This window comes from Burkholderia sp. BCC0097 (genome assembly GCF_902832985.1).
Taxonomy (GTDB): domain Bacteria; phylum Pseudomonadota; class Gammaproteobacteria; order Burkholderiales; family Burkholderiaceae; genus Burkholderia; species Burkholderia orbicola.
Genome location: NZ_CADFDM010000001.1, coordinates 738,681 through 755,224 on the forward strand (window position 1 = coordinate 738,681; position 16,544 = coordinate 755,224).

The following is a 16,544-nucleotide window of genomic DNA, read 5'->3' on the forward strand; positions in this document are numbered from 1 at the left end:
AAGCCGGCGCCTTCCCATGCGATACCGGCGAAGCGGCGGATTTATTCCCGACCGTTGCGAGATCGAACGCGCGTGTCGGCGGCCGGCGGCGCGATGCGCGACTGCCGCCGGATGACCCGTCAATGTCCTGTAAGTGACACGTCACATTTGCGTCACGGCCGCCCGATAGCCTCCCACTCCGAATCCCCTCTCCGGAGCCCTTCATGCCGAACCTCGCGGCAACGGACACGGGCGGTGCGGTCGGTCGCCGCATGCGCACCCTCGGCCTCGCGCTGCTTTTTCCGATCATTGTCAGCGGCATCGCCCCTGTCGGCATGCGTCCCGGCGCGGATCGCCGCTTAGTCAAGGAAGGCCCGGTGCTGTCGTTCGCGCTGCCGATCACCTCGTACCGGGCACTGCACGGACCGTCCTGATTCGCGCCGCTGCCGCGACGCCTGGCCGCGCGGCACGCGGCCGGACCCATCGATTTTCAATTCAACACAAGACACAAGACGCTACCGATGGATATCAGTTTCTTCGATCCGAATCGCACCGCCAACGCGTCCGCGTGGCGCGTGCTGCCCAACCGCTGGGACGCGATCGCGTTTCCGCTGATCATCGGCATACTCGCGATGGCGATCGTCGGTTTTCACCAGACGATGGCGCCGATCGGTGTGCTGCAGACGCAGAAGATCTCGCTCGATCCGTCGAACCTGCCCGAATACGCGTTGCGCACCACGCTGCGGATGCTCGCCGCGATGATCGCGTCGCTCGTGTTCACGCTCGTCTACGGCACGCTCGCCGCGAAAAGCCGCCGTGCGGGCATGGTGCTGATCCCGATCCTCGACATCCTGCAGTCGGTGCCGGTGCTCGGCTACATCTCGTTTACGGTCACGTTCTTCCTCGCGCTGTTTCCGGGCCGCGTGCTCGGCGCCGAACTGGCCGCCATTTTCGCGATCTTCACGAGCCAGGCCTGGAACATGACGTTCAGCTTCTATCAGTCGCTGCGCACCGTGCCGCGTGACCTGAGCGAAGTGTCGCGCGGCTTTCACCTCACGGCGTGGCAGCGCTTCTGGAAGCTCGAAGTGCCGTTCTCGATGCCGGGCCTGATCTGGAACATGATGATGTCGATGTCCGGTGGCTGGTTCTTCGTCGTCGCGTCGGAAGCGATCACCGTCGGCAACCAGAAGATCACGCTGCCGGGTATCGGCGCGTATCTCGCGCAGGCGATCTCCGACAAGAATCTCGGCGCGGTCGGGTGGGTGATCGTCGCGATGTCGGTCGTGATCCTCGCCTACGACCAGTTCCTGTTCCGTCCGCTCGTCGCATGGGCCGACAAGTTCCGGATGGAGAACACCGCGTCGGGCGATGCGCCGCAATCGTGGCTGCTCGACATGATGCGGCGCACGCACCTGATCCATCAACTGCTCGTGCCGGCCGGCTGGCTGCTGTCGCAGGCCGCGCGGATTCCGCTGCGCGTGCCGTCGCTGACGGGCACGCGCGTGCGCGGCGCATCGGCGCGCCGTTCGTCGCGCATCGGCGACATCGTGTGGGCCGCGTTCGTGATCCTGCTGACGGCGTACGTCGCATGGCGCGTCGTCAGCTTCGTCGCGACCGGCGTGACGATGGCCGAGGTCGGCCACGTGCTCGTGCTCGGGCTCATCACGCTGCTGCGCGTGCTGGTGCTGATCGCGATCGCGTCGGTGATCTGGGTGCCGCTCGGCGTGCTGATCGGGCTGCGCCCCAAGTTGGCCGAGAAGATCCAGCCGCTCGCGCAGTTCCTGGCCGCATTCCCGGCGAACCTGCTGTTCCCGGTGTTCGTGATCGTCATCGTTCATTTCCACCTGAACGCGGACATCTGGCTGTCGCCGCTGATCGTGCTCGGCACGCAGTGGTACATCCTGTTCAACGTGATCGCCGGCGCGATGTCCTATCCGAACGACTACAAGGAAGCGACGAAGAATTTCCGCATCCGCGGCTGGCAATGGTGGCGCCAGGCGATCCTGCCCGGCATCTTCCCGTACTACGTGACCGGCGCGATCACCGCATCGGGCGGTGCGTGGAACGCGAGCATCGTGTCCGAGTTCGTGCAGTGGGGCGACACGAAGGTCGTCGCGCACGGTCTCGGCGCCTACATCGCGCAGACCACCGCCGCCGGCGATTTCCCGAAGATCATCCTCGGCATCGCCGTGATGTCCCTGTTCGTCACCTTGTTCAACCGCCTGCTGTGGCGTCCGATGTACGCCTATGCGGAATCCCGGCTCCGTCTCGATTGAGAGTAAGCGCGATGCAAAATTCGAACGTTATCAACGCCCCCGTCAAGACGTCCCAGCCGCTGCAGCCGCCCCGGCTCGGCGAAGAAATCCTGCGCGTCGAGCATGTGAGCCGCGGCTTCAACAAGACCCAGGGCGAGCTGCTCGTGCTCGACGACGCGAACCTGTCGCTGCGCGAAGGCGAAATCGTCGGGCTGCTCGGCCGCTCGGGCTCGGGCAAATCGACGCTGTTGCGCATCATCGCCGGCCTGATCGAACCGACCGGCGGCGAAGTGACCTACCTCGGCAAACCGCTGCGCGGCCCGGCCGAAGGCGTCGCGATGGTGTTCCAGACCTTCGCGCTGTTCCCGTGGCTCACCGTGCTGCAGAACGTGGAAGCCGGGCTGGAGGCGCTCGGCGTCGGCGCGCGCGAACGGCGTGAGCGTGCGCTCGCCGCGATCGACCTGATCGGTCTCGACGGCTTCGAGAACGCGTATCCGCGCGAGCTGTCGGGCGGGATGCGCCAGCGCGTCGGTTTCGCGCGTGCGCTCGTCGTCGACCCGACCATTCTGCTGATGGACGAGCCGTTCTCCGCGCTCGATGTGCTGACGGCTGAAACGCTGCGTACCGATTTGCTGGACCTGTGGACGCAAGGTCGCATGCCGATCAAGTCGGTGCTGATCGTCACGCACAACATCGAGGAAGCGGTGTTCATGTGCGACCGGATTCTCGTGCTGTCGTCGAATCCGGGCCGGGTGATCGCCGAGATCAAGGTGCCGTTCAAGCATCCGCGTAACCGGCTCGATGCCGATTTCCGCAAGCTCGTCGACGACATCTACGCGAAGATGACCGCGCGTCAGACCGACGAAGCGACGAAGAAGGGGCTCGAGCTGGGTAGCTGGATGCCGCGCGTGTCGACCAACCTGATGGCCGGCCTGATCGAGACGCTCGCGATGGCGCCGTACCATGGCCGCGCGGACATGCCGGAAATCGCACGCTCGCTGCATCTGGAGGTCGACGAACTGTTTCCGATCGCGGAAGTGCTGCAGCACCTCGGCTTCGCCGACGTGCGCGAAGGCGACGTGTTCCTGACGCCGCCCGCCCGCGTGTTCGCGGAATTCGGCACGCAGGAGCGCAAGCTGATGTTCGCGGATCACCTGCTGAAGCACGTGCCGCTTGCCGCGCGGATCAGGAAGGTGCTGAACGAGCGTCCGGGTCATCGCGCGCCGCGCGTGCGTTTCGAGCAGGAACTGGAGGATTTTCTGTCCGACGAAGCGGCGGAGGAAACGCTCGATGCGGTGATCGACTGGGGGCGGTATGGGGAGGTCTTTTCGTACAACGACAAGACGGAAGTGTTCAGTCTGGAGGATGTCGAGTCGTAAAGCCGGAAAGTAGAACTGTAGGGCGCGACATCCATTCGTCGTCGATGTCGCGTCGACGTCGGAGCGTGACAATTTTCTACATTTCCAAATTCGGTTATTTATCATATTGTCGGCTTAATGTCGCTCGATATATTGAAGGTTTATAGGGGGGATTTATTGGATATCGTTCCGTCTAAAATCTACTTGAATTTCGCGAGAGTGGATTTCTCCGGTAGTGACCGGTGAGCCTCTTGGTGGCAGTATTAAGACCTATCTTTCTCATTCAGTGGTTGGATTTTAGTGGTGCTTGTTGAGATCGCTTTTGATGTAATAAGAGATAAGAAAAATAGAAATTTAATTTTATTTGTATGAAAATTTCATCAAATAAAAAATTGATTTATGTGAGTGTGTAAATATTTCGAATTGCCAGATATGTGACCGGTGCGTGTTCATTTTCGTGAGCACATGCTTCACTGGCGAGAGCGTTGTGGCACTGCGTCCCTGAATGCGTAAATGGGCGAGCGTGCCGGTGTAAAACCTCTCGTTCAACGGCAACCATGCGAACCATTCAGGATGTACTGAAACACCCCAATTCGGTCGTTACCCAGCCGCTGCATCTCGAGATTGCGGCGCTCGATGCGCCAGTCTCCGTTTTGTCGTTCGTCCTGACCGAGGAAATGAATACGCCATTTCTCGCGGACATCACCGTAACCTCGCAGGACAAGCGGATCGACGGTGCGACTATTGTGGGCCAGCCGGCAGTCTTCACGATCGAGGAGCATGCTTCCGTGCCGGCGCTGGCCGCGGTGATCGATCCGGTCCGGCATGCGGCGCGTACAGTGCACGGCGTCGTCACGCAATGGACTCGCGTCAGAACGTCCCGCGACGAAGCAACCTACCAAGTCCATCTGAAGCCGCGTTTCGCGCTGCTTGAAGAGGTGCACGATTCGGCCGTATTGCTGGACAGGTCGTTTCGCGAGCTGCTGAGCGACATGATCGTCGATCGCAGCCTGTTCCAGTCCTTCGACGTCGAGTTCGAGCTGGAAGGGCTCGACGGGAAGCTGGAACAAACCGTGATGTATGAGGAGACGGTCGCGAACTTCATCGACCGGCACTGCCGGCGCGCGGGAGTCTATTACTACTTCAAGCAGGCGAAGAAAGAGGACGGCCCGCAACGCGACACGCTGGTGTTCGGCAATACGCCTCGGGGCTATATGCGAGCGCTCGAGGTGCCGTTGATGCCGCATTCCGGTCTGACGAGTTGGCACGAGGCGGTTCTGACGCTGGAAGTCACGCGCGCGCTGGTGCCGCAGACGGTGCGCGAATGGGACCACAACTATCGCGTCCCCGACGATCCGCTGCAGGTCGAATCGATCGTGGCCCATGACGACCCCTCGGTATACGGGAGCGTCAACCGCAGCATCGAGCATTTCCATTCGGTCGAGGAGGGGCAGGCGCTGGCTGACGCGCGGCGTGACGAACTGCTCACGCGGCAAGTGCGGCTCACGGGCACAAGTAACGTCATCGGCATGACGCCTGGCATGGTGGTGCGGATCACCAATGACGAGGTGGACGAGGCGCCGCACGGGATGGTGATCACGAAGCTCGTCACGATTGGTAGCCGGAGCCAGTCGGTGGTCAACACCTTCGAAGCGATTCCCGCACATCGGACCTATCGGCCCGAATATGTCCCTGAAAAGCATTGGCGATGGATCGCCGGCATGCTGATTGGTGTGGTCGAGTCGGGCGATGACGAGCCGTACGCTTGGATGGACGAATATGGCCGATATCGCGTCAGGCTCCTGTTCGCCCGGCACAGCGGCAAGCGCGGCACGAACAGCATGCCGTTGCGCGTGCTGCGTACATCCGCGTCGTACCAGGGCGGCCTGCACATCCCCTTGCTGCCGCGGTCCGAAGTACGCGTCGTCGCGACCCAGGGAAATTGCGACCGCCTGCTGATCGCGGGGGCTCTGCATGACCATGCGCGTCGGGACCTCGGCCATGGCAAGGAGGGTTGGTATAGCCGCGCCGTATTCCGCTCGCCATTGCTCGGCAACAAGTTGCGCTTCGAGGATCTGAAAGACCACGAGGGCATCCGGTTGGCGACGGTGTTCGGGCAGTCGTCGCTCAACATGGGCCATCTGGTCGACAGGGACAAGAACAAGCGCGGCCAGGGTTTCGAATTGACGACGCAGAACTGGGGCACGTTGCGCGCGCCGAAGGGGCTGTTCGTTTCGGCAGACGCAGCAGGCGGATCCGGGACGCCGCATCTCGACATGCCCGCCGCTATCGCGCAACTCAAGACCGCATTGCAGCGCGTAACGGACCTTGCGGCCGCGACGACGCAAGCCAAGGCCGACCCTGCTGACCGCGCGACGCAGGCGGCGCTGCTCGACGGCCTCGATCAGCTTCGCGACGCGGGGCTGCTTGCGAGTGCTCCCGGCGGCATCGCATTCGTGACACCGAAATCACTGCAGCAATCGGCGGGTGAGAACGTGATCGTGACCGCAGGCCGGGACATGGATGTGAGCATCGTCAGGCGGCTGCGCATGGTCGCGGGTGACCTGATCTCGCTGTGTGCGCACAAGCTCGGCATCAAGATTTTTTCGAAAGGAAAAATCGAGCTTCAGGCACAAGGCGCTTCAATGGATCTCTTCTCCGACGAGCAATTGCACGTGTCGAGCGCCGGCGCGAATGTGCTCGTGAGCGCCAAGACAAGGGCGATGGTGGCTTGCGGCGGCGCGTCGATGACTATCGAGAACGGGAATGTCGTCTTCAATTGCCCGGGTGAATTTCGTATCAGGGCTTCCTCGTTCGTGTTCGAAGGGCCGCGCCATACATCCATCAACTTGCCGCAACTGCCGGTGAGCGACTACTCGCCCAGTTCAAGATACAGCCACACACGGTAACGACATGATCATCAGCCCACCTTTTTTGCCCAAAGCCGGCCTTGCGGCGCCGACCGGGACGAACCCCGATCCGATGATGGACGCCGTAGACGAGCGCGAATGCGATCACGGCGTCTATCCGATCGCCTTCGATCGGCGCTGGCATTGCGGCATGCATCTTCAGCCCGATGAGAAAGGCGAGGTGTACGCGATCGCCGATGGGGAAGTCGTTGCCTATCGGGTCTGCCAGCATGCGGTCGACAGCGGCAGGAGCCATACGGGATTTGTGTTGCTCAAGCATACGACCGAGACGGGCGAAGGCCGTACGCTGATCTTCTACTCACTTTATATGCATCTGCTGCCGCTGGTGGAATATAGGAAGCACGGTGCGGACAAAGAGCGTTTGCCGGAATTCCTGCGCATGCCGACTGGCCCGGTGAGCAAGGGGCAGGTGACGCCGGCTGTCTCGGGAGAGGGCAAGAAGATCCGGCGCAAGGATGTACTGGGGTGGCGCGGCCAATATGAGGACATGCCGCATTTGCATTTCGAAATCTTCATGTTGCCGGGGGATTTCGACGCTTATTTCGGAAGCACGCAACTGGGTAGCAGCACGCCCACTTCGCCGAATGGAACGGACTGGTGGGGGCACGCGTATTTCGTCATTCCGGCAGGCAGCAACTTTCGTCGTTTGCCTGAGAAGGCTGATGCTCGAAACAAGTTGCACGGGATTGAATTCAAGCCGGGTCACGAGGGCTCGAATACCTTGCCGTTGCTTGTCGAGACCTACTTCAGCGTCGGCTCGAAATACACCAAGGTCTGGAGTATGGCGGAGGACGGCACCCGCACGCTGCTTACGCCGCAACCCGTCAAGGAAAAGGACTACGAATACGACCTGTACAAACGTGCGACGGAGCTTTATTCGTCATGTCCGAGCGACGGCTACGAGTTGCTGCGCTTCGGTCGCATCCTGTCGCAGTCTCAAACACTGGCGGCAGATGCGCGCACGACGTGGATGCAGGTCAATTGGGCGACAGGCAAGGCAGGCTACATCGATATCAATGACCCAAGTATCCAGAAGTTCTCCGACGCAGATTTCCTGTCATTTATGGGCTGGCAGAAAATCAGTGAAGGGAGCACGCCGTTCGACATTGATGGAATGTGCGATGTGGCTGCGTTGAAGGAAATACTGGGCGATGCCGCTCCGTACGAGGTACCGGCAGTGAAAGATGAAACGCCGGAAGCTCATACGACGAGAGCGCTTTCAGGGTATGTGCAAGGCAACGCGCAGGTACGGCAGCAGTTGCGCGGGCTCATCTGCAACGCACCGAGTGAATGGGACAGTACGAACAACGAGGAGCGCTATGCGCGTCTGCTCGACGAGGGTGGCTACTATCACGGAAATAACAAAGGCTACAACGATTTCATGAAATATTTGAAGGAGGTTCAGTTTTGGGACAAAACAGGGCTTCCGGCGGGGCAGAAGTTGTGGTTTTTTCATCCGCTTGCGTTCATTCGGCATTTTAGGAAGTGCGGGTGGCTAAGCAAGGACGAAACCGCTCACTGCATCCGCAGCACGATTAGGGAAAAAGGGCGTGAGGTTGCTCTGCTCTCAAGGTCTGTCGTTATTAAGCGGCTTAGTGAGGCGACGGAGCGGCGTCCGGAAAATTTACATGCGAGTTTTTATATTATTGCTAGAAAATATGGAATCTCGTCCAGTTTTTTGCGTCTCGCACATTTGTTCGGTCAGTTGACGGCAGAAACGGGGCGCCTGGAATTTATGCTCGAAGGTGGTGGTCCTTCATACTTCGATAAATATGAACCTGGCCATCTGGAGGGCAACAACCTCGGCAACACGGAGAAAGGTGACGGAATACGATTTAAGGGGCGGGGATTGATCCAGGTTACTGGAAGATATAACTATAAATTGTATGGAGAATATCGAGGTAGGGCTTTCGATACGGATGAAACTAGTTCCTTGCTTGTAACGGATCCCTATAACACATGTGATGCTTCGGGGTGGTATTGGGCATCGAAACAGCGACGGCGGCTTGTTAAAAATCCGATAACTCGTAAAGACGAGATGGTGCCGCTTGGTAAACTCAGCATCAACTACTGGGCCGACCAAGGCGGGAGCGATGCTGTGACACTTCAAGTTACGAAGTGTATCAATCCAGCCGGTGTGGCTATTGATTGGCGCAAGCAGGGGTTTAATAACGCTTGGTACGAGCTCAATGATGAGGTAGGACCGAATGTCGACTACAAGCCAGTAATGTGAGGAATCGTGAGGCTAATCATTTTTCTTAGATTTGGTATTTTGGGTCTTGTGGCATTTGTATGTGTGGCGAGCGGCAAGGAACCAGAGAGAGTGTCGAGAGCTGATTGTCATTTGTCGTTTGCGGTTCCCAATGGTTTTGAGTATGTCGACGTGAAGCACACCATCACATTGGGGAAAGATGAGTGCTACATACCGTTTCTATATACGGGGCGGCTCGCGCTTAAGCGAGCGGGCGCTATACCGCGCATGTCCGACGACTGGCGCGCTTTGACAGATTTTTCTCTGACCGTCGAGGCAGTGCCGGTAGCGGATACTCTGACGAAAATCGAGTCGACGGCGGGGGCGCCTCAAAACGGTCTATTTAAGATGGTGTCGCGGGAGCATATTCGGTTGTCAGGTGGTGATCTCTATATCATAAACTACTCAGCTAAAGAACCGACGGCGATTGATGTTGGGTATCAAAAAAGGCAGCTAGTTTTCATCGCTGGCAACGGTGCGCGCTCGACTGTTTTTCGTCTGTATTATGGAAATCGAACTGATAAGGTAGGTAAGGAGAGGGAGCGGGCGTTCAGGGGTCTATTCTCGTCATTTCGCTTTTTTTGATTTGCTGGGTAGGCCGAAAAGCATGCATGAATTCAGGGCGGTAGTGTGCAAAAAAGATGTCGCTATGGGAATTAACGAAGAGGTGAGTGATTCAGAAATGTCCAAAAATAGTTTTTGGTTGATCAGACAAGCTTCTCTTGCGTGCTCCAGTCTGCTGTGAAGGCAAGGCCAATTTCTTGGTGCGTTGCCTCCTTAAATAACTCGATGGATCATCAAAAAATGAAATCTCCCATCCGCAAAGACGACAAACTCGAACACGGCGGCGAAGTCACCAATGGCTCACCATGGACAACATTCATGGGCAAACCGCTTGCCCGCAAGGGCGACGAGGCATTCTGCGAGCAGCATGGCCAGACCGTCATCGACGAAGGCGCCGACAAGTTTCCCGATCGCGACAACAAGCCATTCGCGCTGGACGGCCATCGCTGCGCATGTGGTTGTCGATTGATCTCGTCGTTACCGAACGTCCACTTCGAATAATGCCTGTCGACCTTTCCCAGGCGGGGCGCCCGAGCGCCTATCCGAGCCATCCCCGCTTGTGGCCGTGGTGGTTCTGCATCTGGCTAGCCTGCGCGGTTTCCGGAGCAGCAATTGCCCTGCTGACCTGGCCGAAGGGTGAACGGGCAGGTAGCCTCTGGTTCTGGTTCTGCATCGTCGGTATCCCGAACGGGCTATTCGGCCTTCTGTTCGCGATCGAACGCGCACGCTATGAGGCCATGTGGTACCGCGCATACCACCGGAATCTCCTTCGCGATCGATGGCTGGCGGAGCGAATCCGTGTCGCGCAGCAACCGCTTCGAGTGCTTGGCGTGGGTTACTGCTTGCCTTTGAACGGCCAGACGCTTGCCCAGGCGATCCGTGCCGGCGCGCGTCTGCCGCGATCGCAACAACCTCGCTATGGCGCGGGAGTCGTCGTGCATTGTCGCTTTGATGACCCGCCGGAGAGATCCGACGAGGTCGGCGACATCGACGAGATTGATCTGGCCGGCGACAGTGAAGCCGATGCCACAGCAGATGCACCGCCAAAGCGACCCCTTACTCAGTTGGCGTTCAGGATCGCCGAAGCGCTCGAACCAATCGCAGCGAGCCTGCACGCGCTGACGCACTACGAAGCCACCCACTGGCCGAAGGTGCGCGTACTGGCCGAACCCGGCAAAGAAGCTTTGCGCGAGCAGGAAGTGCACGACGCGCTGCAGTTAGCCGGTCTGCCGCTGCTTGCGGTGTCAGCCGCACCAGCTTCGCACGGGTTACTGATTGCAGACGCATGGCTCGACACCCGTGACGCATGTCCGCTGCTCGTAATCGCAACGGCATGGCATGAAGAATGGCCTCCTACCGGCAGTACGGAGGGATGTGTCGCGGTGCTGCTCGATGCCGGCGTCTACCGTCTACCGGAAGGGGTGCCCGTGATGGCGTCCCTGCATCGGCCTGTCGAGGGCAAGCGTGACGAGATCGAATACGGTTTCGCGAATGCCGTGATCTGGGGCGATACCGATTCCGATGCCGTGACGCGTGCCTGGATCACGCGCGCGATCAAGCGTTGCAATAAGGGGCTACGCATCGCGAACCTGACGACGCTTGCGAATAGCGACGCGCAATACGACCTCACCACCATCGTGGGGGATTTTGGCAATGCCAACGGCTGGCTCTCCATCGCAGCCGCTATCGAATGCGGTGCTGTCGACGCGCCGCAACTGATCGTCGATGGCGTGCAGTCCGCCATCATCCATGTGCTTCCCGGTATCCCCGGGAAGGAAACTTCGTTGCCTGGACACACTCAGAATGACCGATCCGAAACTGACTTTGCGATCGCTTGACTCGGCACGCGCTGCAGATGCTCAGCCCTCCGGACGCGTTGCGCTCTGGGGCGTGGTGGTTGCGGCACTGATCGTCGCGGCTTTCGTGATCGGCCTTGTATGGGCGCGCGGCGACTTGTTCGATCTCGCGCCCGGCGGGGCGCGGATGCAGATGGTGGTCGTCATCGTCATTGCGTTGATCGTCTTCGTTGCCATACATCTCTGCTTGTTTTTTATTGGCGCATACAGCATCGCCGGACGGATGTTTCGGCGGGACATCGGCGAGGCGACGAAGGCGCAGAAGCCGCTGAAACGCGACGCCCGTCTGCAACGCCTAGTCGAGGAACTACAGGTATCGCAGGGCCGGCTCTGGCGATACCGATCACCGTGGCTGATGGTGAGCGGCGCGGACACGTTGATCGATCAAGTCGCGCCGGGCCTGAAGCGTGCGGGCGCGATGCCGGTCGGCAACGCGATCCTCGTACATGCAGCACCTGACGGCATCGACGCGGGCGTATGGCGCAGGCAGATCCGTAAGCTGCGGAGCAGACAGCCGGTCGACGGCGTTGTGCACGTCACGCACGTGGACGAGCGCGATATCGAATTGCCGCGCGTACTTGCTGCGCTGGCGGCCGACATCGGCTGGGCCGCGCCTGTCACGTTGCTGCACGCCGTGCCCGCGCAGGGCGATCGCCCCGAAACGTTCGAAGCGATCGGTGCATTTCCGCGGGCGGCGTACAAGGGGGAGCAGCCGGCGCTGGACTTGCGCGATCAGCTTGCCGCGATCGAACGTGGTACGGCGGACGCGGGCGTGCAGCAATGTACGGCGCCCACGCGGATCACCTATCTAGCTGAAATCTCGCAATACATCGGGACACAGCTCGAATACATCGTTACCGGCTGGCAAGTGCTCCTGGCATCGCAATGGTTGCGCGCGCCCCTGGCTGGCGTGATGTTCGCCCCCGTATTTAAGGCGACAGCGGCCATGCCGACGCCGGTGCCGATCGCTGCGGACCATAGCGCACCGGTGACGAACATGTCGATTGAGTTCCCGCCGCAACCCGCTGCACTTCTACCCGCGTGGGGCGCAATCGCCAGCAGGCGACGCATTGGCCGGCGGGTAGGATTCTACTGGCCGAATGCGCTGGCGATCGGCGTGATCGTTGCGGCGATAGCGTGGTGCGCATGGATGACCGCATCGTTCGTCGGCAACCAGCAACTCATGCGCGAAGCGAAGGCGGCAGCGCGCGCAGCGGTCGATGCGCGGCCGCAGACCGCTGCCGCCTGGCGCGCGCAACTGGCGCTACAACAGTTGATGGAAAGGCTCGAATACCGGCAGCAGCATGGCGCACCGTGGTACCTGCGGGCGGGGCTGTCCCGCAATGACGATATCCTCGCCGGTCTCTGGCAACCGTACCGAATCGCTGCGACCCGCAACTTGCAGGCGCCTGTCGTACAAACGATCGACGAACTGTTGAAGGCAGCAGATCAGGCGCGCGCCGATAGCCTGCAATCTCAGGACACGCGACGTAGTACCTACAACGCGCTCAAGACTTATCTGATGCTCGGCGAGCCCTCGCTTGCCGAGCCCGCATTCCTGAAGCGCGCGCTCGTCACCCTGTGGGCGCGGCCGGTCGAGATGCCGCTCGGCGAGCGTGACGATACTGGCAGGCGGCTTGCAGGCTTCTACGCCGATCACCTGAAAGCGCATCCCGAATGGCGGATCGCGACTGACGATCGCATCGTGACTTCGACCCGCAACATGCTGGTCACGCAGATGGGACTCGCATCGGCTGACGACACGGTGTACCAGCGCATTCTCGACGAGGTCAAAAACAAATACGCCGACGCGTCGCTCGAAACGCTCCTGAGCGGCGCCGATGCGCGCGGGATGTTCGCAGCGTCGCAGACTGTCCCGGGGATCTATACCCGTGCCGCGTGGGACGGCATGGTCGCCGCGGCAATCGACAAGGCGTCACATGAACGCCGGATCAGCAGTGACTGGGTGCTGTCCGGTCCGCAGGGATCGCAGAGGGTCGGCAATACGCTCGCGTCGGGCATGATCCAAGCCACGGCAATCGGCGCTGAGAAACGCGCCGCCGAGGAACTGAAGCAGCGATTGACGGTCCGGTATTTTGGCGAATACACGGCGGCATGGCAGCGCATGCTCAACAGTATGCAATGGCAACCGGCGCCCAATCTCAGCGGTGCGATCGAACAGCTTTCCCGACTGGCGGACGCTCAGACGTCACCGTTGATCGCGCTGATGAGATCCGTGCAGTATCAGGCGTTAGCGGGGCGGCCATCGCAGGCGCTGGCCGACACCCTGGTGAGAAAGGCGCAGAACCTGATCGGGGCTGACGACGAGGTGGGGACGACCGTCGTCAACCCGCTCGACAAGGCGTTTGGCCCGCTGCTGGTGCTGATGGGCGACACGGGCGCGGCGTCTCCCGGGGAAAACGGAAAGCGCGCCACGCCGGCCGACATCGCGCTAAGCGGTGTCAGCTTGTCGCGCTACCTGACGGCCGTCACGACGATGCGGCTGAAGTTGCAACAGATCGCGAGCAGTCCGGACGCTCAGGTCATGGCGCGCTCGCTCGCCCAGGCAGTATTTCGAGGAAAGTTGTCGGAATTGTCGCAAGCGCGCAACGACGCGGCGCTCACGGCCGCGAGCCTGGGTACGGCGTGGGCGGGTTTCGGCGATACGGCGTTTGCGCAGCCGCTCGAAGCCGCATGGCAGACGATCCTGCAACCGGCAGCAGCGAGCCTGAATGACGCATGGCGAGCCGGTGTTGCCGCACCGTTCAACGCGGCGATGAGCGGCCGCTATCCGTTCTTCGATACGCAGGCCGATGCGTCCTTCGCCGAGCTTGGCCGCTACGTGCGGCCCGATACCGGATTGATTTCGCGTTTCGTTGCGACGCAACTGGCCGGTGTGATGAAACTCGAGGGCGACCATTGGGCACCCAGCGAGCTCGCCCCGCAGGCGTTGCGGTTCGATCCGGCATTCCTGAGCGCCGTTCGGCAGTTGTCGACGGTTGGCGCACAGCTCTACCCGCAGGCCGACGCCGGGGAGAAGTTCGACATGATGGCGCTGCCGACGCCGAACGTGACGCGCTCGGAACTGTCGTTCGACGGCATGCAGATCGTCTATTTCAATCAGCAGGAGCGCTGGACCCCGTTGGCGTGGCCCGGCAACGGCCTGAACGGGCACGCGAGGCTCACATGGCAGACGCTCGACGCCGGCCTGCGACAGGCATTTGATGCGACCGGCGATTGGGCATTCCTGCGTCTGCTGAGCCAGGCCGAGATCAAGCCGCTCGACGGCACGCGCTATCGGCTCACGTGGAACACGGGGGGCGATGAGCCGTTGTCGTACGTGTTGCGCACGCGGGTCGGAGCCGGGCCGATCGATTTGCTGAAACTGCGCGGGTTCCGCATGCCGGATCGCATTTTCGTCGTCGGCAAGGCAGGTGCCGTGCCGACGATGCCGCTTCTGCCGCCGCTGCCACCGGATTTCCAGCCATGAGTGAAGACAAGACCCATCCGACGAAGCACGCCGGCGGCGGTTTCGGGACGGAGGACGACTGGTACCTGCGCTATTTCGATGCGGAGATGCGATACCTGCGCGAGGCGGGGAGGGAGTTCGCGAGGTCCCAGCCCCAAGGCGCCCGCCGCGTGGGGATGACGATGCCCGGCGCGCGCCACGACAGTGTCGAGCAGACCTACGAGGGTTTCGCGTTTCTCACGAGTCGGCTGCGGATGAAGCTCGACGACGCCGCGCCGGAAATCACCGATCCACTGCTCGATCATCTGTGGCCGCATGCAGGCCGCACGATTCCGTCGCTGACCATCCTCGAGTGCGTGCCGCGCTCCGGCGAGGCGCGGATACTCGATACGCTGCCGCCGGGATTGCAGGTACGTTCGACACCGGTCGGACCGGACGGGACGATATGTGTCTATCGAACCACTCGGGCGATACACCTGTTGCCGCTCAACGTGCGTGAAGCGGGCGCGCGCATGCGCGAGGACGGCCGTACGGTGATCCGGTTCGCGTTCGACCTGCTGCACCGAGAACAGCGGTTGCTGGACGACCTGTCGCGTATCCGGCTATACCTGCATGGCGACCGGCCGACTGCATCGGCGCTGTACGCGGTTTTCACGCGCCAGGTGGAGTCGATCGGCGTGCGCATGCCGCGCCTGCTCGACGGCCAGCTACAACCCCGCCCGGCGATGACGATCGAGGCGGCGGGCTTCGGCGCGCAGGCGCGACTGTGGCCGACCGACCTTGATGCACGCGACGCCGATCTCGACTGCGAGCAGACGATGCTCGAATATTTCTCGTTCCCCGAGAAGTTCCACTTCGTGGACTTGTGCGGTTTCGACGCGGCCAGTGTGCCGCCGGGCGAAACACGGCTTGAATTCGAGATCGTGATTCGAGACCGGATTCCCGGTGACGCCACGTTAGGCGCGGACAACATCCGGTTGTTCTGCACGCCGGTGATCAATCTGCTCGAACTGGACGCGCAGGCCATTCGCCCCAATGCGCATGACCGCGACTATCCGGTGCGCGCCCCGGCCTCCGCAGGCGAGCACGTCGAGCCCTACGACGTACTGTCGGTCGTGGCGACCGATCCGCGTACCGCAAGGCAATACCCGTATCAGTCCATCAAGGCATTCCGGCACCGCGGCGGGATGATCCGGCACGAGTCGCCGGATCGGTACTACCACGCTTCGATTCGGCAGGGCGTGACGGGCCGGCGCGAGATGGTCGTGACGTTGGGCGGACATCTTTGGGATGAACCGGGCAGCTTGCCGGACGGACACGTAACGGTCCGGGTGTTGGCAAGCAACGGGCGCCTGCCGCGGATGGCGCTGCGTGAATCGATGGTTACCACACCTGCTTCGACCTTCAATGGTGTCGAGCGCGTGCACAATTTGACGGCCCCGACGATGCCGCTGTATCCGCCGCGCGGCGGCGATTATGACTGGCGGGTGATTTCTCACTTCAATGGGGCCGGCACAACCGAGCTGAACATGATGGACGCGAATGTGCTGCGCGGCGCGCTGTCGTTGTACGACTGGACACGAGAGGACGATAACCGGCGACGCATCGATGCGATTCATCACGTTTGGCTCGATGAGGAAACGGAACTGGTGGGGGCGCGTGTCGACCGTATCGTGAATGTGAACGTGGGTATCGAGCCGTCGGGTTTCGCCGGGCCGGGTGACGTCGCGCTGTTCGGCGACGTACTCAGCCGTTTCGTCGGCCGCTATGCGTGCTTCCATTTCGCGGTGCGGCTCGTTCTGTATGAAGGCGTGGGCGGCCCGAGCCGGCGCTATCCATGCACGATCAAGACGGGAGGCTGGCTGTGACACCGCGAGCACGT

The 16,544-nt window shown here is 61.2% G+C and carries 10 protein-coding genes; all 10 read left to right on the forward strand.

All coding sequences use genetic code 11. The annotated features are described in order from the left end of the window. Positions 1 to 203: 203 nt before the first annotated feature. The 10 genes from HWX07_RS03260 (at position 204) to tssF (ending at position 16,530) form a co-directional block, all read left to right on the forward strand. The gene (locus tag HWX07_RS03260) at positions 204 to 413 is read left to right on the forward strand and encodes a phosphate transporter (protein ID WP_175875155.1); all 210 of its coding nucleotides are present in this window, start codon (positions 204 to 206) and stop codon (positions 411 to 413) included. Positions 414 to 500: 87 nt separating this feature from the next. Continuing rightward, the gene (locus HWX07_RS03265) at positions 501 to 2,255 is read left to right on the forward strand and encodes an ABC transporter permease subunit (RefSeq protein WP_175875156.1); all 1,755 of its coding nucleotides are present in this window, start codon (positions 501 to 503) and stop codon (positions 2,253 to 2,255) included. A gap of 11 nt (positions 2,256 to 2,266) precedes the next feature. Continuing rightward, positions 2,267 to 3,613, forward strand: a complete 1,347-nt coding sequence (locus HWX07_RS03270) for a nitrate/sulfonate/bicarbonate ABC transporter ATP-binding protein (RefSeq protein WP_175875157.1) — start codon at positions 2,267 to 2,269, stop codon at positions 3,611 to 3,613. Between the two features lie 536 nt (positions 3,614 to 4,149). After that, on the forward strand, positions 4,150 to 6,501 hold the full coding sequence (locus HWX07_RS03275) for a type VI secretion system tip protein VgrG (protein WP_175875158.1): 2,352 nt from the start codon (positions 4,150 to 4,152) through the stop codon (positions 6,499 to 6,501). Between the two features lie 4 nt (positions 6,502 to 6,505). After that, positions 6,506 to 8,755, forward strand: coding sequence for a M23 family metallopeptidase (locus HWX07_RS03280; protein ID WP_175875159.1), 2,250 nt, complete (start codon positions 6,506 to 6,508; stop codon positions 8,753 to 8,755). 150 nt (positions 8,756 to 8,905) lie between these two features. Continuing rightward, a complete protein-coding gene (locus HWX07_RS03285; RefSeq protein WP_175875160.1) occupies positions 8,906 to 9,358 on the forward strand; it encodes a hypothetical protein in 453 nt (150 codons plus the stop codon). A 219-nt stretch (positions 9,359 to 9,577) separates the two neighbouring features. Continuing rightward, the gene (locus HWX07_RS03290) at positions 9,578 to 9,838 is read left to right on the forward strand and encodes a PAAR domain-containing protein (RefSeq protein WP_175779911.1); all 261 of its coding nucleotides are present in this window, start codon (positions 9,578 to 9,580) and stop codon (positions 9,836 to 9,838) included. After that, complete coding sequence (locus HWX07_RS03295; RefSeq protein ID WP_175875161.1) at positions 9,838 to 11,175, forward strand: hypothetical protein; 1,338 nt, start codon at positions 9,838 to 9,840, stop codon at positions 11,173 to 11,175. The genes HWX07_RS03290 and HWX07_RS03295 overlap by 1 nt, the downstream gene beginning before the upstream one ends. Next, the gene (locus HWX07_RS03300) at positions 11,141 to 14,683 is read left to right on the forward strand and encodes an ImcF-related family protein (protein WP_175875162.1); all 3,543 of its coding nucleotides are present in this window, start codon (positions 11,141 to 11,143) and stop codon (positions 14,681 to 14,683) included. Before HWX07_RS03295 ends, HWX07_RS03300 begins: the two co-directional genes overlap by 35 nt. Next, on the forward strand, positions 14,680 to 16,530 hold the full coding sequence (gene tssF, locus HWX07_RS03305) for a type VI secretion system baseplate subunit TssF (protein ID WP_175875163.1): 1,851 nt from the start codon (positions 14,680 to 14,682) through the stop codon (positions 16,528 to 16,530). Before HWX07_RS03300 ends, tssF begins: the two co-directional genes overlap by 4 nt. Positions 16,531 to 16,544 lie beyond the last annotated feature (14 nt).